Origin of the sequence: Thiocapsa bogorovii (genome assembly GCF_021228795.1) — a bacterium.
Lineage (GTDB): Bacteria > Pseudomonadota > Gammaproteobacteria > Chromatiales > Chromatiaceae > Thiocapsa > Thiocapsa bogorovii.
In genome coordinates this window covers 3383237-3405000 of sequence record NZ_CP089309.1, presented here as the reverse complement: position 1 = coordinate 3405000, position 21764 = coordinate 3383237, and the positions used below count along the sequence as shown (strand labels likewise).

The window sequence follows — 21764 nt, the reverse complement described above, 5'->3', positions numbered from 1 at the left end:
CGTTCGAGCATCCGAGCCACGGTGTGCCGAGCTGCCAGCTGCACCAAGCCGGCCGCTCCGAGCTGTTCGAGCCATGACGAGTTGAAGACGACACGCGTTCGCTCCGGATCGAGGATCCGGAAAACCTGGTCCTGGTAGGTCCTGGCGTTGTCTTGGATCTGCTCGCGCGAAAGCGGCTTGCGTGTCGCGCTCTTTCCGGTGGGATCGCCGATCATCCCGGTGAAATCGCCGATGAGAAACAGGATCTCATGCCCGAGATCCTGGAACTGTCGCAGCTTGTTGAGCAGAACCGTGTGCCCGAGATGAAGGTCGGGGGCTGTCGGATCGAAGCCCGCCTTGACCCTTAGCGGGCGCCCGAGGGCCAGTTTCCGGCGAAGTGCGTCTTCGAGGAGGATTTCGTCGGTCCCGCGCTTGATGAGCGCGAGTGTACGTTCGAGTGTCTCCATGATGTTTCGGTCGTCCAACCCCTTGGGCTTCGGCTAAAAGCGGACGAGATTACGACGGAGACAAACCGCCCACAAGTCGATAGCCACCTGCGACTGAGCTGCCCCGGGGCGCGACTTGTCGCTCGGCCTCTTTTGGGTCTACACTAGCCACCACCTGGAAAACTTCGATTTTTCCGCGCCTTGTGATCGAGTGATGATGCGAGACTACAAATTTAGACAAACAGAGTGGCCGCGACGCAAGGCACGCAGCAAGACGCTCAAGGTGATCGCGGGCATGTTGGCCGCGCTTGCAATCGCGCTCTTGGGTTATGCCGGCTGGCAGTGGTTTTCCAACCGGCCTGCTGACGACGGTGTGGACGAGGCCCCAGATAGCCGCGTCATTCCCCTCACGATTCCGCCCAAGCAGTCGACGAGTGCGGACGGGGCGGACCAACCTGCGCCCCCGACGGAGCAGACGCTCCGCCCCGGACAGAACTAGGTCGAGAAGGACGAGCCGCAGCCGCAGGTCGTGGTCGCGTTGGGATTGCGGATGACGAACTGAGCACCCTGCAGTCCCTCGGTATAGTCGATCTCGGAACCCATCAAATACTGCAGACTCATCGGGTCGACCAACAGGGTCACGCCGTCGGTCACGACCTCCGTGTCGCCGTCCTGGACCTCCTCATCGAACGTAAACCCGTACTGAAAGCCTGAGCATCCACCACCCTGGATGTAGACGCGCAGCATCAAAGAAGGATTGCCCTCCTCGGAGATCAATTGTGCAACCTTGGACGCGGCAGAATTGGTGAAAACCAGCGGGTGATCAGCGGCAGCTTCGGTCGTCATATCGTATCGGCTCTCGGGTTGAGGATTTCAATGTCTTTATCCTATGCTCTTCGTTGGTTTTTTCAAGCGCCTAGACCCCTCGGCGAAGGATGTCGATCGATTCCGCGGCTTAAAATGACGTCGCATCAAGCACCTCGAGACAACGCCTCCAGGAGCGACCCGAGCGGCGCCTCCGCCGTCGGGGCCCAAGGAAAGGATTCCGAGGTGGGTATCAAGCGGTCGTCGGACGGCTCGATCCCGATCAGAACAGCGGAGGGCTCGAAATCGTCGGGTAGCGCGAAGGATCCAGACAGACTTTGGAGATATTCCAGTGCGATCGGCAGGGTTCGCGGCTCTGCGCTCGGGAGGTCCTCGAGCGACAGCGTCACGACACCGCTTGCGTTCCGCCCTTCGATCTCGAATCGAATGTGGCCGGTGGACTCCGCGAATCCCGGCACCACTTGAGTCAGCGTGAAGGCATAGCGGAAGGCCTTGGGAGTCCCGTCGGAGACGATTCGCAGGTCTTGAACCCGGATTGCACCGCGGCCGCCCTCTTGGACCAGTCGCTTCAGATACGAAATCTCCCGACTTAATTCCAAGCGGGCGTCTTGCGCTTCTTTGAGCTGGTCGGTAAGCGCACGCGCCGTCTCCCGGTCAATCTGATGACTACGCTCGGAAATCACCCGTTCGCGCAACGCCGCCGCGATCTCGTCTCGCAGAGCATCTCGTTGCGCAACCAAGTCAAGGCGCTGCGCGTCCAGTGCCGACAACTCCGGCTGCATGAGCGTCGTGACGCGCGCCTGGCCGAGATCGAATCCCGCCCAGAGCGCCGCGGCCAAAAGAACAGCATAGACGCCGCCCGCCAGCAGGCGGTAGGAGAGGCGTTTCAATGGCTCAGCCACGGGGTCGGTAAGATCCCGAACCGGCGCTCCCGGATATGGACCGCTCGCACATCGGCTACCCCGAGTCCATCGATCTCAACGGGCCCGGATCCTCTATGGAAGGAGAGCCAATGCGTCCAGCCCGGCGGATTCTTCAATGCCGAACATCAGATTCATATTCTGAACCGCCTGCCCCGCGGCGCCCTTCACGAGGTTGTCGATGACGGACTGGACAACGACGACACCGGAATCGCCTTGACGCGTCGCCGACATCCGGCAGAGGTTTGCGCCACGCACCGAGCGGGTATCCGGATGCGCCCCGCCGGGCATCGGATCGACAAAGGGCTCGTCTGCGTAATAGGTCGAGAACAAATCGTCGAGATCAACGTCGGATCGGATCAAGCGCGCGTAAAGCGTGGCCTCGATCCCGCGGATCATCGGGATGAGATGGGGCACGAAGGTCAGATGCAGGCCAGCACCGGAAAAGCGCTCGAGATTCTGGACGATCTCGGGCGCATGCCGGTGCCCGGTGACGGAATACGCCTTGAAGCTTTCGCCGACCTCGGCCATCAACAGACCGGTCGATGCCTTGCGTCCGCCACCGCTGACGCCGGACTTCGCATCCGCAATCAACCAGCTCGGATCGACCGCCTCGGCGGCCAACAGGGGCATGAATCCGAGTGTCACGGCCGTCGGATAGCAACCCGGATTCGCCACCAGTCGCGCATCGCGCACGGCATCCCGATTCAGTTCGGGCAACCCGTAGACCGCCTCCGACAACAGCTCCGGACAGGCATGAGGCATCCCGTACCACGTCTCCCAGAGCGTCGGATCCTTCAGACGAAAGTCGGCGGCCAGATCGACCACACGCACGCCGCGTTCAAGTAGATCCGGCACCGCCTGCATGGCCGTTCCGTTGGGCGTGGCGAAAAAAACGAGGTCACATTCAGCCAGTGCGCCCTCGTCCGGAGCACTGAACTCGAGATCCATCCGTCCCCGCAGATGGGGAAACATCTCTGCAACGGGGATACCTGCCTCGCTACGCGAGGTGATCACCGCCAGCTCGGCGACGGGATGTCTCGCCAGGATCCGCAAGAGCTCAGCGCCCGTATAACCCGTACCGCCGACGATTCCGACCCTCACCATACCGACTCGACTCCAAGCGTGCGCAAAGCAGAACGCGGCCGTTTATCGCCCCCCATCAAAAAAGCGGCATCAGCCGCTTCTCGTGTCGAGGCCACGCAGGACGCCTTCGGGATCAGGAGCAGCCGCCGCCTGAGGCCGACGAGGACCCGCAGGAACCACAGCCTCCGCCACCGACCTGAGGAAGATTATTGAAGACGAAGGTCGCGTTGCCGTCGCCTTGATCGACGAAATCGATCTCGACGCCACGCAGATAGGGCAACGTACCGTCGTCGACCACGACCTTGAATCCGGCGAAGGCCAAGACACCGTCGTCGTCGTTGATGGCATCGGTGAAAGTCATGCCGAAGCTGATACCGCTGCAGCCACCGGGGGTCGCGAACACTCGCACGCCTTGCACGTTATCGTCGACTTGCTCGAACAGATCGGCCATCTTCGCTTGGGCCGGCGCGGTCAGCGTCAGCTCCATTTCATTCAACACCGCGGACATAGGACTCGGCCTCTTGACAAATCGAATCAGCGGGAAAGGTTAGCAGACAACCCGACAATTATGCTACCGCAAATGCGAGGGTTTAAAGCTCAAGGCGCCCTTGGGCGGCGAGCAAGGCGAGATGGCGCTCGGCATCGACGAGATGCCGGCCCCAGTGCCGATCGAATCCGTAGGCCCAGCCCCTCAAGGCGCGCTCGGGATGACGAGCATAGAGTCCGAGTCCGGATTTCAGCTCGCAATAGATGTCGGTGAGATCGTCCGCCAAGCTCCCGGTCATCCCGTCGACGCCCTCGCTGGCACGATCGAACTCCAACCAATAGCCGTCGCGATCGGCGAGCAACCGCCGCAACTGCCAGAACAGCTCGAAACGCGCATCGAGATCCAGAACGGTGGTGGGGACGACCCCCGGGACCGGAGTCGACACGGACGAGATCGCCGCTTGGAGACGCGGCAGGAGACGCGCCACGTCGCCCAGCCAGCGCCGCCGACGGCTGTCTGCCGAGGCCTCGATGAGGTCGCAATACCGCCTAGCCAGCCCGGCAACCTCCAGGCCTTCGAGTCCGCTCAGCTGTCGTTCGGCGATTGCGTCCATGCCAAGGAGTGTAGACGAGAAAATCGTCAATGCGCGGGGACTACCGAGTGGTATCAGCCGTTCGGTTACGGCTGCCGTTCGGCTGCTCGGCGTCGCAGCGCCGTCAAGCTCGCGGGACATCAGACCTCGACCATCTCGAAGTCGTCCTTCCCGGCGCCGCACTCGGGACACTTCCAGTTGAGCGGTACGTCCTCCCAGCGTGTCCCTGGCGGGATATCGTCGTCCGGCCAGCCCTCGGCCTCGTCGTAGATCAAGCCGCAAATCACACACATATAGGTCTTCATCGAGTCGCTCCGGCGCGGTTCTACCCCCGGCGAAACGGTTTGCCGGGATCGACATCCTTGATCCCACCGGGGTTTAATTCGGTCAGATGGTCGGGCGGGTCTACGCCGATTTCAACGAAGCGCGGGTGAATCATGTCCGATCGCCTGCCGAGCGGACGCCGCGGCGGCAACGCCGACTGACGTCGACCCGGCTGCACACGCACGCCGCCCACAAGAGACTTGCCCCATGAGCACGATCAAAGATCGACCGGTTGTCCTCTGCGTGGGCGGCCACGACCCGAGCGGCGGGGCCGGTATCCTTGCCGACGCAGAGGCCGTTCGGGCAGCAGGCGCCTTCCCGGTTACCGTCATCAGCGCGCTGACCGAGCAAAACACCTGCGGGCTTTCGCGAATCTACCCGCAAGCCCCGGAGCACGTCGAAGGGCAGTGTCGTGCCCTGTTGCGCGACTGCATCCCCGGCGCACTCAAGATCGGGATGATCGGAAGCGCCCCGCTGATCGATATGCTCGGAATGCTGATCGACGAGAACCCCGATCGTCCGGTCGTCCTCGACCCCGTCCTGGGCAGCGGGGCCGGACAGCGCGTCGCGAACGCCGCCATGCTGGATCGATTGCGAGTGAGCCTGGTGCGTCGCAGCACGCTCGTCACTCCGAATCTGCCGGAGGCGCAAACCTTGACCGGCGCACTCGATCCGGCCGCGTGCGCGACGCGCCTGCTCTCGCTCGGAGCGCGGTGGGTCCTGATCACGGGTACACACGACGACACGGCCGATGTCGCCAACTGGCTGTTCAACGCCGAGGGGCTTCAACAGCGCCTGGCCTGGCCGCGCTTGGCCGGCGAGTATCACGGTTCAGGTTGCACGCTGGCGAGCGCAATCGCCGCCCGCCTCGCGCTCGGCGCGATGATGCCGGAGGCCGTCGCCGAAGCCCAAGCCTATACCTGGGAAAGCCTCGATCGAGCATTCCGGACCGGCCGCTGCCAATTGACACCCAATCGCCTTTACGGGCTCGACCGATGACACACCTCGACGGACTCTATCTGGTCACCCCGGATACCGCAGACACCCCCCGCGCCCTCGCCGAGCAGGTCGCTCAGGCCCTCTCCGGCGGCGCGAGACTCGTCCAGTATCGCCACAAGGGCTCCAATCGGCAGCTGCAGCGCGACCAGGCCACCGCCGTACTCGGCATCTGCCGTGCCGCGGGCGTTCCGCTTGTCATCAACGACGATGTGACACTCGCCGCGGAGATCGGCGCCGACGGGGTGCATCTCGGCCGTGACGACGGCGACCCGATCGCGGCACGCCGGCGCCTCGGAGCAGACGCCATCATCGGCGTCTCCTGCTACGACGACCTGGCCCTCGCCCGGGCCGCCGCGCAGGCAGGGGCAAGCTATATCGCCTTCGGGAGCTTTTTCCCCTCGGCCACCAAACCGAATGCGGTACGCGCCTCCCCGGCGCTTCTGTCCGCCGCTCGCGACAGCCTCCGAATTCCCGCGGTTGCGATCGGCGGGATCACGCCACAAAATGGCGGGCTATTGATCACGGCGGGCGCCCGGATGCTGGCGGTCGTGACCGGTGTCTTTGCGCAGCCGGACCTCGCCGCCGCGGCGCGCGCCTATGCCTCACTTTTTGTCGACGGAGACCCCCGATGAGCCGATCCCATGATCTCTTCCAAGCCGCGCAGCGCCATATCCCCGGCGGCGTAAACTCGCCGGTGCGCGCGTTTCGCGGAGTCGGCGGCGATCCGGTCTTCTTCGACAGCGCCTCCGGGGCCTACGCGATCGACGCGGACGGCAAGCGCTATGTCGACTATGTCGGCTCCTGGGGCCCCATGATCCTCGGGCACGCCCATCCTCAGGTCATCGCCGCCGTGCAGGAGCGCATCCAGAAGGGCCTCTCCTTCGGCGCCCCGACCGAGCTGGAAACCACCATGGCCGACCGCGTTTGCGAGCTGGTTCCGAGCATGGACATGGTCCGCATGGTCAGCTCCGGCACCGAGGCGACCATGAGCGCCCTGCGTCTGGCCCGCGGCTACACGGGTCGCGACAAGGTCGTCAAGTTCGAAGGCTGCTACCACGGCCACGTCGACTCGCTCCTGGTTAAGGCCGGCTCTGGCGCACTGACACTCGGCGAGCCGAGCTCCCCCGGCGTGCCCGCGGCCCTGGCCGAGCTGACCATCACCCTGGCCTACAACGACCTGGAGCAGGTGCGCGAGACCTTCGCCGAGATCGGCAGCGAGATCGCCTGCATCATCGTCGAGCCGGTCGCCGGCAACATGAACTGCATCCCGCCCGTGCCGGGATTCCTCGAAGGGCTGCGTGAGATCTGCGACCAATACGGCGCCGTGCTCATCTTCGACGAGGTCATGACGGGCTTTCGCGTCTCGCGCGGCGGCGCCCAGGAGCTGTTCGGAGTCACGCCGGATCTCACTGCGCTCGGCAAGGTCATCGGCGGCGGGATGCCGGTCGGCGCCTTCGGCGGCAAGCGCGAAATCATGTCCCGCATCTCCCCGCTCGGGCCCGTCTATCAAGCCGGCACCCTCTCGGGTAACCCGATTGCGATGGCGGCCGGCCTGAAGACCCTGGAGCTGCTCAGCGAACCCGGCTTCTACGACCGCCTGAGCGCGACGACGGCAACGCTTCTCGCCGGTCTGCAGGCACGCGCCGATGCCGCGGGAATCCCCTTCAGCACCAACCAAGCCGGCGGGATGTTCGGGCTCTTCTTCACCGGCGAGAAGGTCACGAATTACGCGCAGGCGACGACCTGCAATCAGGAACAATTCAAGACATTCTTCCATGCCATGCTGGAGCGTGGAGTCTACTTGGCGCCTTCGGCCTTCGAGGCCGGTTTCGTCTCGATGGCGCATGGCGAGGCCGAGATCCAGGCGACGCTGGATGCGGCCGAGCAGAGCTTTGCCCTCGTCTCCCGCTAAACCGCGCCCGGCGGGACATGCGCCGTCGGTGCGTCGGCTCGGCCTCGTGCGACCCACGAGCGCCGGAGTCGGCGCGGTTTAGAGTTCAAAAAACGGCTTTTGAACCATGCTCGGAATGTCGTGCTCGGTGATTGATCGAAGCATCCCGACGTATCCTCCTCGCCCCGACGCCTCGTTGTCCTGGTTCATCGGGGGATCCACAGGACCGCTCGCTCATCCCTTCACATCCGCCACCCGCGACTCGACAGCCTGGCTCGCAGCCGATTCATCGACGTCCCCAAGCCACATGAGATAAGGCATCCTTCGTCGCTGCGCCAATAACGACACCGGGCGCAGCGATGTAGGGTGCGGTGAGGGACGAACCGCACCGTGCGACGACCGGTCCGGACATTGGTGCGGTTCGCTGCGCTCACCGCACCCTACGGGCTACGCACTCCACCCCAAACGACCACATGGCGCATGACGCCGTGACGGCTTGTAGAACCGGGCGAATAAACGAGGCCCGACATCAATATGCTCTGGCTTTGTCCGGGCCGCGCGCCCAATGCGCGCGGCCCGGACAAAGCCAGAGTGCGGATTGCAAATTGATGTCGACCGCACTAATGTTGCGTCGCAGCAAATACGCAGAAGCCTTCGAGTCTTACGCGGGCCGTCCACTCACCAGCCGAGGAAATCACCATGGGTTACCAAGCCGTCTACGAGCGCTCGATGAAGGATCCGGAGTCGTTCTGGGCCGAGGCCGCCGAGCTCATCGACTGGGATCGGCCGTGGGACAAGGTCCTGGACAGTTCCAATGCACCCTTCCATCGCTGGTTCGCGGGCGGAATGCTGAACACCTGCTATAACGCCGTGGATCGGCATGTGACCGCGGGGCGAGGCGATCAACCCGCCATCATCCACGACAGCCCGGTCACCGGCTCCAAGACGGTGATCACCTATGCGGAGCTTCAGGATCAGGTCGCGCGCTTCGCCGGTGCCTTGCTGGCGCTCGGCGTCACCAAAGGCGATCGGGTCATCGTGTATATGCCGATGGTGCCGGAAGCCGCCGTTGCCATGCTCGGCTGCGCCCGGATCGGCGCCATCCATTCGGTCGTCTTCGGCGGTTTCTCCGCGCGCGAGCTGGCCACCCGTATCGATGACGCCAAGCCCAAGGTGATGGTCGCCGGATCCTGCGGCATCGAGCCGAACCGGGTCGTCCATTACAAACCGCTGCTCGATTCGGCCATCAATCTGGCCGAGCACAAGCCGGAGCACTGCATCATCCTGCAACGCGAACAGGAGCCCGGCACCCTGATCGCCGGACGCGACCTCGGCTGGGCCGAGGCGCTCGCCGCCGCCGAGCCGGCCGCTTGTGTCTCGGTCGCCGCGACCGACCCGCTCTATATCCTCTACACCTCCGGTACCACCGGCCAACCCAAGGGCGTGGTGCGCGACAACGGCGGGCACGCGGTCGCCATGGCCTGGAGCATGGAAAACGTCTACAACGTCAGGCCCGGCGAGGTCTTCTGGGCGGCCTCGGATGTCGGCTGGGTGGTAGGCCATTCCTACATCGTCTATGCGCCTTTGTTGGCCGGCTGCACCACGATCGTCTACGAGGGCAAGCCGGTCGGCACGCCCGACGCCGAGCATCTCGGGCGTTACGATCTCGGCAGCCTGCGTGCGCTCTTCCTCGCGGGCGAGCGGTGCGACCCGGATACGCTCGGCTGGGCGCAGAAGATCCTGGGCATCCCGGTCATCGACCATTGGTGGCAGACCGAAACCGGCTGGGCGATCGCCGCGAATTGTCTCGGCATCGAGCAGCTCCCGGTCAAACCCGGCTCGCCGACCCGCGCCGTACCCGGTTACGACATTCAAGTCCTCGACGACGAAGGCGTCCCGGTCGCACCGGGCGACATCGGGCGCATCATGATCAAGTTACCGCTGCCGCCCGGCTGCCTGCCGACCCTCTGGGGCAACGACGCGCGCTTCATCCAGTCCTATCTCTCGGCACAACCCGGCTACTACCTGACGGGCGATGCGGGCTACTTGGACGAGGACGGCTACCTGTTCGTCATGAGCCGTATCGACGACATCATCAATGTCGCCGGTCACCGACTCTCCACGGGCGCAATGGAAGGGGTACTGGCCTCCCATCCGGACGTGGCCGAGTGTGCCGTGATCGGGGCGCACGATCAGCTCAAAGGCGAGCTGCCTGTGGGACTGGTGGTGCTCAAGTCGGGCGTCTCGCGCGACGACGCCACGATCATCAAAGAATTGGTGAACCTGGTTCGCGATCAAATCGGCCCCGTCGCCGCCTTCAAGACCGTGGTCGTCGTACAGCGTCTACCCAAGACCCGCTCGGGGAAGATCCTGCGCGGCACCATGAAATCCATCGCCGACGGCAAGGACTACCGCATGCCCGCCACCATCGACGACCCCACCATCCTGGAAGAGATCGAGACCGCCTTGGGCGAGATCGGCTACGCGCAGCACAGCTGATTCAACCGCTCGCCAAATCGCTCGGGTCGGGTTTCCCAGCTCGACCCAGAGCGACACTCTGTCGACATTTGAACTTGACATTCGCGGAAATATGGCTAGATTAAGGCTATCACCGGATTAAGTGTCGACAATCATGACATCCGCCGCAGCCGAATCCCTGGACGAGGAAACCTCGACCATCGCCGATCGCGTCTTCGATCAGGTGCGACAGGCGATTGTCGAGGGCCAGATCCCCGCCGGCAGCAAGATCAGCGAGCCCGCACTCGCGGCCCGCTACGGCATCAGCCGTGCCCCGTTGCGCGAGGCCATGCGCCGGCTCGAATCCACCAATCTCGTCGAACGCCGCCCGAACCTTGGCGCGCGGGTCATCACCCTCTCGAACGATGAGCTGCTCGAGATTTATGTGATCCGAGAAGCGCTCGAGGGCATGGCCGCGCGGGTCGCCGCGGAGCGCATGTCCGATGCGGCCATCGCAGACTTAAAGGGCCTCTTGGAGCAACACCGGCGCGAGATCGCTCGCGCGGACTGGCAGACCTATTTCCAAGAGGAAGGCGATCTCGACTTCCACTTTCGTATCGTCCAAGGCAGCGGAAACCGGCGCCTCATCGACATCCTCTGCAACGACCTTTACCACTTGGCACGCATGTATCGCTGCCAGTTCGGGATGAAGAGCGACCGGGCCGCGGATGCGCTCAAAGAGCACGAACTGGTAGCAGAGGCCATCGCCGCGCGCGACGGCGAGCTGGCCGAATGGCTGATGCGGCGGCACATCCGCGCCTCCAGAGGGGCGATCGAGCGCCGATTGGCGGTCGAGGGTTGATCTGTGGGAAGCCACGAGCCGCCAGCTCTTGGAGCGTAGAAGACGATCGGGGTGGCCGAGCTAGCCGGGTAGGGTGGACGAGCGAGAGCGAAGTCCACCACACCCTGCGCCGGCGATGGTGGACTGCGCTACGTTTGTCCACCCTACCGATACGGATCAAAACGATTGAACGCTGACAGCTGAACACTTACAGCTCCCGACCCGATTCCACTTCCAAGGAGATGACCCGCATGACCGAAACACGCACACCGGGCGCCAAACTTCGGCTCGCCGTTCAAGAGGAACATCCTCTGCAAGTGGTCGGCGCCGTCAACGCCTATCACGCCATGATGGCCGAGCGCACGGGCTACAAGGCGCTCTATCTTTCGGGCGGCGGCGTGGCAGCCTGCTCCTTCGGGATCCCGGATCTCGGGATGACCAGCCTGGACAACGTGCTGGAGGACGTGCGCCGGATTACCGACGCGACCGCACTGCCTCTCCTGGTCGACGCCGACACCGGCTGGGGCGGCGCCTTCAACATCGCCCGCACGGTTCGGCTGATGAATCGGGCCGGCGCGGCCGGCTGCCATATCGAGGATCAGGTCGCGGCCAAACGTTGCGGTCATCGGCCCGGCAAGGCGGTTGTCTCTAAGGAGGAGATGGTCGACCGGATCAAGGCGGCCGTCGATGCGCGCACCGACGACTTCGTCATTATGGCCCGCACCGATGCCCTGGCCGTCGAGGGGATCGGGTCGGCCATCGAGCGCGCCGTCGCCTGTGTGGAGGCCGGCGCGGACATGATCTTTCCCGAGGCCATGACCGAGTTGGCTCAGTACGAGCAGTTCATCGCCGCGGTAAAGGTCCCGGTTCTGGCGAACATCACCGAGTTCGGCTCCACCCCGTTCTTTACGACGACCGAGTTGGGCGAAGTCGGGGTGTCGCTCGTGCTCTACCCGCTGTCCGCCTTCCGTGCCATGAACCTCGCCGCGCTCAAGGTCTACGAGGCGATTCGCCGCGACGGCACTCAGGCCGCCGTCGTCGACACCATGCAGACCCGCATGGATCTCTACGACTTCCTCAATTACCACGGCTTCGAGCAAAAGCTTGACGAGCTGTTCGCGCACGGCAAAGGCGATTGAGGAAACCACCAGCCTGAACGCCGCTGCCCGAGAGCTGATAGCTGATAGCTGATAGCTGATTGCTGGCGGCTGGAAGCTCCCCAACATCACACCGATCGAGGAGAACACGATGGCCGAGAACCAAGAGAGCCAACTTCCGAAACCCAAAAAATCGGTTGCCTTGTCCGGCACCGCGGCGGGCAACACCGCCGTCTGCACCGTCGGGCGCACCGGCAACGATCTGCACTATCGCGGCTACGACATCCTGGACTTCGCCGATCAGGCCGAGTTCGAAGAGATCGCCTACCTGCTGATCCACGGACACCTGCCGACGTCCGCCGAGCTCGCGGCCTACAAGCGCAAGCTCCAGTCGCTGCGCGGTCTACCCGCCGCGCTGAAGACCGCTCTGGAGCAGATCCCGCCTTCGGCGCATCCGATGGACGTGATGCGCACCGGCGCCTCGCTCCTCGGCACGCTGGAGCCGGAAAAGGACAGCATGCCGGTCGCCGCCGCGCGCGACATCGGCGATCGCCTAGTCGCCAGCTTCGGCTCCATGCTGCTGTATTGGTATCACTTCGCCCACAACGGCCGGCGCATCGAGGTCGAGACCGACGACGAATCGGTCGGCGGACATTTCCTGCACCTGCTGCACGGCAAGACGCCTTCGGCCGAATGGGTGCGCGCCATGCACACCTCACTCATCCTCTACGCCGAGCACGAGTTCAATGCCTCGACCTTCGCCGCCCGCGTGGTCGCCGGCACCAATTCAGACCTCTATTCGGCCATCACCGGCGCGATCGGCGCGTTGCGCGGACCCAAGCACGGCGGCGCGAACGAGGCCGCCTGCGAGATCCAGAGCCGCTATTTCAGCGCCGATGAGGCCGAGGCGGACATCCGCGAGCGGGTCGGGCGCAAGGAGATCATCATCGGCTTCGGTCATCCGGTCTACACCACCGGCGACCCGCGCAACGAGGTGATCAAGAGGGTCGCACGTCGCTTGTCCGAATCCAACGAGGACATGCGCATGTACGAGGTCGCCGACCGCCTCGAAAGCGTCATGTGGGACATCAAGCACATGTTCCCGAACCTCGACTGGTTCTCGGCGGTGTCCTACGCACAGATGGGCGTTCCAACCCCCTTGTTCACGCCCATCTTCGTGATCTCGCGCACGACCGGCTGGGTCGCCCACGTCACCGAGCAGCGCATCGACGGCAAGATCATCCGTCCGAGCGCCAACTATGTCGGGCCGGAAAACCTGAGCTGGGTGCCGATCGAGAAGCGCTGAGCGCTGAAGTCCGACGCCCGGGACCCGGACCCGAACGCCGAGGTTCACGGGTGTTCGGGTCCAGCGCGTCCCGGATCACACCCCGACACGACCACACACGCGTCACGGCGCCTCAGGCGACGTCTCCCATTTCGGAACAGTGCACACCTCATGAATACCGCCCACCGCAAACCCCTGCCCGGCACCGCTCTGGACTACTTCGACGCGCGTGCCGCGATCGATGCGATCACGCCCGGCGCCTATGCCAAGCTGCCATATACCTCGCGCGTGCTGGCTGAAAATCTGGTGCGACGTTGTGACCCGGCCACCCTGACCGATTCACTGAAGCAACTCATCGAACGTAAGCGTGACCTGGACTTCCCCTGGTACCCGGCGCGTGTGGTCTGTCACGACATCCTCGGCCAGACCGCTCTGGTCGATCTGGCTGGGCTGCGCGACGCCATCGCCGAGAAGGGCGGCGACCCGGCACAGGTGAACCCGGTGGTGCCGACCCAGTTGATCGTCGACCACTCGCTGGCCGTCGAATTCGGCGGATTCGACTCGGATGCCTTCGCCAAAAACCGCGCCATCGAGGACCGACGCAACGAAGACCGTTTCCACTTCATCGAGTGGACCAAGACCGCCTTCAAAAACGTCGACGTGATCCCGGCCGGCAACGGCATCATGCACCAGATCAATTTGGAGAAGATGTCTCCGGTGATCCAGGCCCGTGACGGTGTCGCCTTCCCGGACACCTGTGTCGGCACCGACAGCCACACCCCGCACGTCGACGCGCTCGGCGTGATCGCCATCGGCGTGGGCGGCCTGGAGGCCGAGACCGTGATGCTGGGTCGCGCCTCGATGATGCGCCTGCCCGATATCGTCGGCGTGCGTCTGACCGGCAAGCGTCGGCCGGGCATCACCGCCACCGACATCGTGCTGGCCCTGACCGAGTTCCTGCGCAAGGAGCGCGTGGTGGGTGCGTATGTCGAGTTCTTCGGCGAGGGCGCCGCCAGCCTGACGGTCGGCGACCGCGCCACCATCTCCAACATGTGTCCCGAGTACGGCGCGACCGCGTCGATGTTCTACATCGACCGGCAGACCATCGACTACCTGACGCTGACCGGTCGCGAGCCCGAGCAGGTCGCCCTGGTCGAGCAGTATGCCAAGACCGCCGGCCTCTGGGCCGATGCGCTGGAGAGCGCCGAGTACGAGCGCGTGCTGGAGTTCGATCTGTCGAGCGTCGTGCGCAACATGGCCGGCCCGTCCAATCCGCACCGTCGCCTGCCCACCAGCGCACTGCACGAGCGCGGCATCGCCGTTGATCTGGACAAGGCGCTGGCCGAGGAGCAGGAGGGCTTGATGCCGGACGGCGCGGTGATCATCGCCGCCATCACCAGCTGCACCAATACCAGCAACCCGCGCAACATGGTGGCCGCCGGTCTGATCGCCAAAAAGGCCAACGCATTGGGCCTGACGCGCAAGCCCTGGGTGAAAACCTCCTTCGCCCCGGGCTCCAAGGTCGTCAGGCTGTATCTGGAAGAGGCCGGCCTGCTGGCCGAGATGGAACAGCTCGGCTTCGGCATCGTCGGCTATGCCTGCACCACCTGCAACGGGATGTCCGGCGCCCTGGACCCGAAGATCCAGCAGGAGATCATCGAGCGCGACCTCTTCGCCACCGCCGTACTGTCGGGCAACCGCAACTTCGACGGCCGCATCCACCCCTATGCCAAGCAGGCCTTCCTGGCCTCGCCGCCGCTGGTGGTGGCCTACGCCATCGCCGGTACCGTGCGCTTCGACATCGAGCAGGATGTGCTGGGCCACGACCGGGACGGCAACCCCGTCACGCTGAAGGACCTGTGGCCGAGCGACGAGGAAATCGACGCCATCGTCTCGACCTGCGTGAAGCCGGAGCAGTTCAAACAGGTCTACCTGCCGATGTTCGATCTGGGCATCGTGGAAGAGGCCAAGAGCCCGCTCTACGACTGGCGCCCGCAGTCCACCTACATCCGTCGCCCGCCGTACTGGGAAGGCGCGCTGGCCGGGGAGCGGACGTTGACGGGCATGCGTCCGCTGGCGGTCTTGCCGGACAACATCACCACGGACCATCTGTCCCCGTCGAACGCGATCCTGGCCGACAGCGCCGCCGGCGAGTATCTGGCCAAGATGGGCCTGCCGGAAGAGGACTTTAACTCCTACGCCACCCACCGCGGCGATCACCTGACCGCCCAGCGCGCCACCTTCGCCAACCCGCAACTGGTCAACGAAATGGCCGTGGTCGATGGCCAGGTCAAGAAGGGCTCGCTGACCCGGGTCGAGCCCGACGGCACGGTCGTGCGCATGTGGGAGGCGATCGAGACCTACATGGGACGAAAGCAGCCGCTGATCATCGTCGCCGGTGCCGACTACGGCCAGGGCTCGTCGCGCGACTGGGCCGCCAAGGGCGTGCGTCTGGCCGGGGTCGAGGCCATCGTCGCCGAGGGCTTCGAGCGCATCCACCGTACCAACCTGGTCGGCATGGGCGTGCTGCCGCTCGAGTTCAAGCCGGGGGTCGACCGCAAGACACTCGGCATCGACGGCAGCGAGACCTACGACGTGGTCGGCGAACGCACCCCGCGTACCGACCTGACCCTGGTGATCACGCGCAAGAACGGCGAGCGCGTGGAGGTACCGGTGACCTGCCGGCTCGATACCGCGGAAGAGCTGGCGATCTACGAGGCCGGCGGCGTCCTGCAGCGCTTTGCCCAAGACTTCCTGGAATCTTCGCTGGCGGCCTAAAAAAAGCCCCTCTCCCCCCGCGGGAGAGGGGTTGGGGAGAGGGGGGGCGAGAGTGGACCAACGCCAATTCGCCAAGACCCTGCGCCAAACCATGACGGACGCCGAGCAACTGCTCTGGCGTCATCTGCGCGCCCATCGCCTGAATGGACAGAAGTTCCGCCGCCAGCAACCGCTCGGCCCCTATATCGTCGATTTCGTGCACTTCGGTGCCCGGCTGATCGTCGAGGCCGACGGCGGTCAGCATAACGGCAGCGACAGGGATGCAGCGCGCGATGCCTGGCTCAGAGAACGAGGGTTCCGGATCATGCGCTTTTGGAACAACGACATCTTGCAGAATCCCGAGGCGGTGTTGTCGAGCATCCTTGAGGCGCTGGAGCAGCCTGCGCCCCCTCTCCCCCGGCCCCTCTCCCGCGAGGGGAGAGGGGAGTGAATAGAGCAATCTCAGAGATCAATCGAATGCCCCACCTACCCCAAATCCGCATCCCCGCCACCTACATGCGTGGCGGCACCAGCAAGGGCGTCTTCTTCCGCTTACAGGATCTGCCCGAGGCCGCCCAAGTGCCGGGGGCGGCGCGCGATGCCCTCTTGCTGCGGGTCATCGGCAGCCCGGATCCCTACGGCAAACAGATCGACGGCATGGGCGGGGCGACCTCGAGCACCAGTAAGACGGTCATCCTGTCCAAGAGCAGCAGACCCGATCACGACGTCGATTATCTGTTCGGCCAGGTGTCCATCGACACTGCCTTCGTCGACTGGAGCGGCAACTGCGGCAATCTCTCCGCCGCGGTCGGCTCCTTTGCGATCAGCAGCGGCTTGGTCGACGCCGACCGGCTGCCGAAGGACGGCGTGGCGAGGGTGCGCATCTGGCAGGCCAACATCGGCAAGACCATCATCGCGCACGTGCCCATGACCGACGGCGCGGTGCAGGAGACGGGCGACTTCGAGCTCGACGGGGTGACCTTCCCGGCCGCCGAGGTCCAGCTCGAATTCCTCGACCCGGCCGACGAGGGCGACGGTGAGGGCAGCGGCTCCATGTTCCCCACCGGCAACCTGGTCGACGACCTTAAGGTCCCCGGTGTAGGCACGCTGAAGGCCACCATGATCAATGCCGGCATCCCGACCGTCTTCGTGAACGCAGCGGCCATCGGCTACACCGGCACCGAATTGCAGGACCCCATCAACAGCGATGCCGATGCGTTGAAGATGTTTGAGACCATCCGCGCCCACGGCGCGCTGCGGATGGGCCTCATCAAGGATATCGCCGAGGCGGCGACCCGCCAGCACACGCCCAAGGTCGCCTTCGTCGCCCCGCCCGCCGACTACGTCGCCTCCAGCGGCAAGCCGGTCGCGGCCGGCGACATCGATCTGTGCGTGCGGGCCCTCTCCATGGGCAAGCTGCACCACGCCATGATGGGCACCGCAGCCGTCGCCATCGGCACCGCAGCGGCTATTCCCGGCACCCTGGTCAATCTGGCCGCCGGCGGCGGGGAACGCACCGCGGTGCGTTTCGGTCATCCCTCGGGCACCCTGCGCGTCGGCGCCGAAGCGACCCAGGTCAAGGGTGACTGGACCGTGACCAAGGCCATCATGAGCCGCAGCGCCAGGGTGCTGATGGAAGGCTGGGTACGGGTGCCCGGAGACGCTTTCTTGGAGTAGTGAGTGGAGAGTGATCGAAAGACCCAAAAAAGCAGGCACGCATCGGGGCTATCTCTGAAAACGATCGATTCACTCCCCTTTCCCCTCGCGGGAGAGGGGCCGGGGGAGAGGGGGCGCAGGCTGCTCCATCGCCTCAAGGATGCTCGACACCGATGTCCTCCTCGTCTCTCATGAGACGATTCGCCCGGCACCCGCCGGGCTTTTTTTGCCCGGGAAACCGGCTCACCGAATTGAAGCCACACGCCAGGCGGGAACTGCGCAGGAGACGATCGGAATCTTGGATACATTCGCCTTAATCGATCTGGTCGCGATTGGGATCCTCCTGATCGCAGCCTTCGTGCACGGCGCCTTCGGGTTCGGGTTCCCGCTGGTCGCCACGCCGCTGCTCGTGCTCGTCATGGACATGCGCGCGGCCGTGCTTCTAACGCTCATCCCGACCATCGCCATCAACCTGGTCAGCATCGTCGCCGAGAGACGCTGGCTCGAAGCACTGCGACGCTTCTGGCCCATTCCGGTCTTCACGATGGTGGGCAGCCTGATCGGCACGCAGGTCCTGCTCAGTGTCGACCCGGAACCCTTCAGGCTCCTATTGGCCCTCGTGTTGATCGTCTTTCTGATCCTGCAGCGCAAGCGCGGCGATGGACCCGAGCATCGGATCCCGCATTGGGGGCTTGCGTTGCTGGGATTGGGGATGGGCCTCTTGGCCGGCCTGGTGAACGTCTTCTCGCCCATCGTCGTCGCCTTCGCGCTCTACACCCGAATGCATCCGGGCCTGATGGTCGCAACCTTTAACCTGAGCTTCATCACCAGCAAGAGCGGTCAACTGACCGGATTCGCACTCCAGGACGCTCTGGATCCGACCATCATCGGGCTCGCACTGCTGGCACTGCCTGCCGTACTGGCCGTGTTGTGGATCGGCATTCGCGTGCGCCGCCGGCTCGATCAAGGGACCTACCGGCGCTGGCTGAACCGGGCCCTTTGGGTGATCGCCGTGTTGTTGATTCTGGATTCGTTGTGAGGCCGATTCCCTCGGCAAACCACCGTCCGAGCGCACGAAACCGCTCGGACGATAGACCGAACGTTGCCGGAGCGACTCCAAGTCGGGGCAAACGGCCTATTTCGGGCCCTTGCCGGCAAAGGACTGGAAGGTCTCGACAACGCGATCCTGAAGATCATGGGCCCAAGGGGGTTGAGGCCAATTCCAGCCGATAACGATACCGATTGCCAGTGCGATGAGAACGGCGAACATCTGGTCTCCTCCAGTGCGATTGGGGATCGATCGAAACCACACACCCCCGATCCTGCATGAGGCTGCAAGGCTATTATCACAAAAAACGTGTGGACTTATACCCTTTCAAGCTGACCGAGTCGCCACCGCAAGGCAGCTTAATGCGGCTGCTCCGGACGAAAACCGAGGATTTGCAACAGCACGCCCGTCACGGCTCCGCCGAGCATGCCGCCCAGGAATCCGGGTGGCACAGCACTCAGGATCTGATTCGCTGAGTCCTGCGCGTCACCGCTCATGAGGGTCGATGTCGTGCCGCCAACGATCCACACACTTGCCCCGACCACGGCCGCAATGAGTCCGGCGACGACCGGCGCGGACAGGACCGCCGGAAACCAACTTGCGCTGCGCGCGACCAGCCAGCGCTCGGAGACTTGAAAGAAGGTCCCGACCAGCGCCACGACGCCTGCCGACAGCACGAACATACTGAACCGGATGCCGAGCGAACCGAACACAAGCGCCATGATGCCGCCGGCCAACACGCCTGCGATCAGACCCGTCAGCGTCTCGGCGAGCGGCCGCGCTCCGTCGGTGATCATCCAGGCATAGAACACGCCTGCGAGAACCCCGCCTGCGCCCGCCGTCCCGGCAATCCATACGAGCTCTACACTTTGCCCGCTGACGATCAAATACCCGATGGACGCCAAAACACCAGCCATGGCACCCATCAGCGCGACAGGCATGGCACTGTAAAAGGCCGATGTCGTCATGGCCGCAGCCGCCGCCGCGATCACCAAAGGCTCCCAGCCCGCCATCCCGAGAACAGCGAGGACCTGGTACAGACCACCAAACAAGGCGCCGAACAGCGCCCCGGCGAGCCCCCAAATAAAGAGTGTCGTAATCATGGATGCAATCCTGTCCTTCGCTCGCATAATCCCTCGGTGAAAGGCTTCGAGAATGACCTGAACATCGCGCGGCTCCCGTCACCCCGGCGGCGAGGAACCCCGCGAAAACGGGATCGAGACGGGTATTGCGCGTCCTGCCGATCGCGCCACTATAGTCGAGTGTGACTCAAGGTCATAGGCACGCCGACGCGCAGAGGCTGCAAGGTATGAAGACAGGCTCCGATACTGCCGAATCGCGGGTGAAGGATGCCGGGCGGGAGATTGCGCATCACGCCGAAAACCGGTATCACTCGTTTCAACCCGCCCAGGATCCCGACCCAGGCATGTCAAAAAAACCCGACAATGGCACGCGGCGCGTGATGCTCGGTGAGGAGCGCGTGTTTTACGACGGCTACTGGATCAAATCCTACGAGCCGCCCAGCGACACCCTCGAGACCAAACGGCGCCTGATCCAGGCACTCACTCGGCGGCTGTTCAACCACGTCGAGCACGGCATCAACATCCCGGGGTCCAGGCTCGACGAGGCACGCGCGGCCTACACCTCGGAAACCGATCCGGAGCGCAAGCGGGTCAACGGGGCCATGTTGGCCGGAGCGCTCTTCAACCGCGCCGCGGACATCTTCACCTGTCTCGTCGAGCTGCAATCCGCGGGCGTCGAGATCGGCCCGGACAACAGCCTGATGCGTGACTGCGGACATTGCCTGCTCGAGGCATTGGAGCTCGGAAAGATGGTTCGGCATCGCAGCGGCGACGAAGGGATCGACGAGCTGTGGGGCGAGCCGTTCAAGGCGTTTTCCATGTCGATCGAAGACTTCTACGACAGCCGCTACCTGAAGATTGCCATGACCATGCGCGACATCGATCGCATCGCGGCCGTCCTCAAGGACACCTTTGCGGGCAGTCGCCAAATGACCGACATCGATCCGGAGATCGACGCGTTGGCTGATGCAGCTAAACGCAAGTGCGAGATCCTGCGGACCGACCCGGCGATTTTCGACGTCTGGCCGACCTTCGCGGTCGCGATCGATCGACTCGGCCGCGTCGCCCCCGCCCTGCCCCCCGATGCGAGCGCCGAGGCCACGCGCGAGGCGATGGAAGGTGTCGCGCTGTTGCGTGACGGAATCGAGCTGATCGGCTCGATCGTGCGCGCAAGGGTGCCGATGCCCAAGAGCACACGCGAGTTCATCGATCGCTGCCTTTTGTTTCGACTGACCTTTTTCGGTCCTCCCGGGGGCGCAACCCATGCCGAGACGACGCGCCCTCCACCCGCCTCGTGCCAAGATGACCTCCTTGAGGTTTAGCACCGAGCGAACGCCTTACCTTCAGACTCCTGCCCTGCGACGACCAAGACGCAATGCTCGTCTATATTCACGGACTCAACAGCTCCAGCCGATCCTTCAAGGCCACTCGCCTTCGCGAGCGACTGGACCCGCATTCGGTCGTCGCCATCGACTATCCGGCGCACCGTCCGGCGGATGCCGTTGCCCTCTTGTCGGACTTTTTCGCCACGCTGCCCGGACAACATAGGGGCATCGAGCCGACCGTGGTCGGGAGCTCAATGGGGGGCTTTTACGGTCAATATCTGGCCCGCCGGTTTCGCTTCTCGCACCTGTACATGATCAACCCGGCACTCACGCCCTGGAGTCTGTTCCGGGAATACATCGGCGAGATCATGACCGCGGCGGACGGAGAGCGCTATCAGGTCAGCGAGGCATTGATCGAGAGTACACGACCCTACGGCATCACAGAACCCTGCGACGGCACACCGAGCACCCTCTTTCTGGAACGCGGCGACGAGGTCATCGATTCCCGCATCGCCGAGCGGCTCTACGCCGAGTGCGGTCGCCTCATGGTCTGGGAGGGCGGAGATCATACGTTTCAGCATCTCGACGAGGCGATCGAGACGATTCGACAGCATCTCGACGACCTCGACCGAACACGCCCCTGATTCCGAACCGCTTGGCCACCTGG

General features: G+C 64.2%; 23 protein-coding genes (1 of these 23 cut by a window edge). 14 read left to right on the top strand and 9 right to left on the bottom strand.

Features of this window, described 5'->3' with window-relative positions:
- A protein-coding gene (tyrS, locus tag LT988_RS15320) for a tyrosine--tRNA ligase (protein ID WP_232406417.1) crosses the window boundary here: on the bottom strand, positions 1-446 show its beginning. The gene continues 757 nt to the left of window position 1, outside the view; 446 of the gene's 1203 nt are visible here — the first part of the coding sequence; the start codon lies at positions 444-446; the stop codon falls past the left edge of the window.
- Positions 447-561: 115 nt separating this feature from the next.
- Between tyrS and LT988_RS15315 the strand changes: the two genes are divergently transcribed.
- Entirely contained in the window at positions 562-924 is a 363-nt protein-coding gene (locus LT988_RS15315; RefSeq protein WP_232406416.1) for a hypothetical protein, read from the top strand.
- Here LT988_RS15315 and erpA read toward each other — a convergent pair.
- The 6 genes from erpA to LT988_RS15285 form a co-directional block, all read right to left on the bottom strand.
- Complete coding sequence (erpA, locus tag LT988_RS15310; protein ID WP_232406415.1) at positions 921-1271, bottom strand: iron-sulfur cluster insertion protein ErpA; 351 nt, start codon at positions 1269-1271, stop codon at positions 921-923. The genes LT988_RS15315 and erpA overlap by 4 nt on opposite strands.
- A 125-nt stretch (positions 1272-1396) precedes the next feature.
- The gene (locus LT988_RS15305; RefSeq protein WP_232406414.1) at positions 1397-2152 is read right to left on the bottom strand and encodes a DUF6776 family protein; all 756 of its coding nucleotides are present in this window, start codon (positions 2150-2152) and stop codon (positions 1397-1399) included.
- Positions 2153-2245: 93 nt separating this feature from the next.
- Positions 2246-3277, bottom strand: coding sequence for an N-acetyl-gamma-glutamyl-phosphate reductase (gene argC / locus LT988_RS15300; RefSeq protein WP_232406413.1), 1032 nt, complete (start codon positions 3275-3277; stop codon positions 2246-2248).
- Positions 3278-3389: 112 nt separating this feature from the next.
- The gene (locus LT988_RS15295) at positions 3390-3764 is read right to left on the bottom strand and encodes a HesB/IscA family protein (RefSeq protein WP_232406412.1); all 375 of its coding nucleotides are present in this window, start codon (positions 3762-3764) and stop codon (positions 3390-3392) included.
- Between the two features lie 82 nt (positions 3765-3846).
- The gene (locus LT988_RS15290) at positions 3847-4356 is read right to left on the bottom strand and encodes a DUF5063 domain-containing protein (RefSeq protein ID WP_232406411.1); all 510 of its coding nucleotides are present in this window, start codon (positions 4354-4356) and stop codon (positions 3847-3849) included.
- A gap of 119 nt (positions 4357-4475) precedes the next feature.
- Positions 4476-4640, bottom strand: coding sequence for a rubredoxin (locus tag LT988_RS15285; protein WP_007191431.1), 165 nt, complete (start codon positions 4638-4640; stop codon positions 4476-4478).
- 226 nt (positions 4641-4866) lie between these two features.
- Here LT988_RS15285 and thiD point away from each other — a divergent pair, with 226 nt between their 5' ends.
- From thiD to LT988_RS15230, 11 genes are all read left to right on the top strand, one after another.
- Positions 4867-5658, top strand: a complete 792-nt coding sequence (gene thiD, locus LT988_RS15280) for a bifunctional hydroxymethylpyrimidine kinase/phosphomethylpyrimidine kinase (RefSeq protein WP_232406410.1) — start codon at positions 4867-4869, stop codon at positions 5656-5658.
- A complete protein-coding gene (gene thiE / locus LT988_RS15275; RefSeq protein WP_232406409.1) occupies positions 5655-6290 on the top strand; it encodes a thiamine phosphate synthase in 636 nt (211 codons plus the stop codon). The genes thiD and thiE overlap by 4 nt, the downstream gene beginning before the upstream one ends.
- Positions 6287-7570 (top strand): glutamate-1-semialdehyde 2,1-aminomutase, encoded by a 1284-nt coding sequence (hemL, locus tag LT988_RS15270; protein ID WP_232406408.1) that lies wholly within the window; start codon positions 6287-6289, stop codon positions 7568-7570. Before thiE ends, hemL begins: the two co-directional genes overlap by 4 nt.
- Positions 7571-8248: 678 nt before the next feature.
- Positions 8249-10048 carry a propionyl-CoA synthetase gene (locus LT988_RS15265; protein WP_232406407.1) on the top strand — a complete coding sequence of 600 codons (1800 nt, stop codon included), beginning with the start codon at positions 8249-8251 and terminating at the stop codon, positions 10046-10048.
- A 133-nt stretch (positions 10049-10181) separates the two neighbouring features.
- Positions 10182-10868 carry a GntR family transcriptional regulator gene (locus tag LT988_RS15260; protein WP_232406406.1) on the top strand — a complete coding sequence of 229 codons (687 nt, stop codon included), beginning with the start codon at positions 10182-10184 and terminating at the stop codon, positions 10866-10868.
- Positions 10869-11098: 230 nt separating this feature from the next.
- Positions 11099-11986, top strand: coding sequence for a methylisocitrate lyase (prpB, locus tag LT988_RS15255; protein WP_232406405.1), 888 nt, complete (start codon positions 11099-11101; stop codon positions 11984-11986).
- A 109-nt stretch (positions 11987-12095) separates the two neighbouring features.
- The gene (prpC, locus tag LT988_RS15250; RefSeq protein ID WP_232406404.1) at positions 12096-13250 is read left to right on the top strand and encodes a bifunctional 2-methylcitrate synthase/citrate synthase; all 1155 of its coding nucleotides are present in this window, start codon (positions 12096-12098) and stop codon (positions 13248-13250) included.
- A 150-nt stretch (positions 13251-13400) separates the two neighbouring features.
- Entirely contained in the window at positions 13401-16007 is a 2607-nt protein-coding gene (acnD, locus tag LT988_RS15245; protein ID WP_232406403.1) for a Fe/S-dependent 2-methylisocitrate dehydratase AcnD, read from the top strand.
- 52 nt (positions 16008-16059) lie between these two features.
- The gene (locus tag LT988_RS15240) at positions 16060-16437 is read left to right on the top strand and encodes an endonuclease domain-containing protein (RefSeq protein WP_232406402.1); all 378 of its coding nucleotides are present in this window, start codon (positions 16060-16062) and stop codon (positions 16435-16437) included.
- 26 nt (positions 16438-16463) lie between these two features.
- A complete protein-coding gene (gene prpF / locus LT988_RS15235; protein ID WP_232406401.1) occupies positions 16464-17663 on the top strand; it encodes a 2-methylaconitate cis-trans isomerase PrpF in 1200 nt (399 codons plus the stop codon).
- A gap of 277 nt (positions 17664-17940) precedes the next feature.
- A complete protein-coding gene (locus tag LT988_RS15230; protein WP_232406400.1) occupies positions 17941-18681 on the top strand; it encodes a sulfite exporter TauE/SafE family protein in 741 nt (246 codons plus the stop codon).
- A 96-nt stretch (positions 18682-18777) separates the two neighbouring features.
- On the opposite strand, the gene LT988_RS25280 is transcribed toward LT988_RS15230, so the two are convergent.
- Positions 18778-18912: a hypothetical protein gene (locus LT988_RS25280; protein ID WP_269752050.1), complete on the bottom strand. Its 135-nt coding sequence runs from the start codon at positions 18910-18912 to the stop codon at positions 18778-18780.
- A 137-nt stretch (positions 18913-19049) separates the two neighbouring features.
- A complete protein-coding gene (locus tag LT988_RS15225) occupies positions 19050-19793 on the bottom strand; it encodes a spermidine synthase (RefSeq protein WP_332460486.1) in 744 nt (247 codons plus the stop codon).
- A gap of 323 nt (positions 19794-20116) precedes the next feature.
- Between LT988_RS15225 and LT988_RS15220 the strand changes: the two genes are divergently transcribed.
- Together LT988_RS15220 and LT988_RS15215 are read left to right on the top strand one after the other, a co-directional pair.
- Positions 20117-21094: a hypothetical protein gene (locus tag LT988_RS15220; protein WP_232406398.1), complete on the top strand. Its 978-nt coding sequence runs from the start codon at positions 20117-20119 to the stop codon at positions 21092-21094.
- A gap of 53 nt (positions 21095-21147) precedes the next feature.
- Positions 21148-21741: a YqiA/YcfP family alpha/beta fold hydrolase gene (locus LT988_RS15215; RefSeq protein WP_232406397.1), complete on the top strand. Its 594-nt coding sequence runs from the start codon at positions 21148-21150 to the stop codon at positions 21739-21741.
- Positions 21742-21764: the final 23 nt, after the last annotated feature.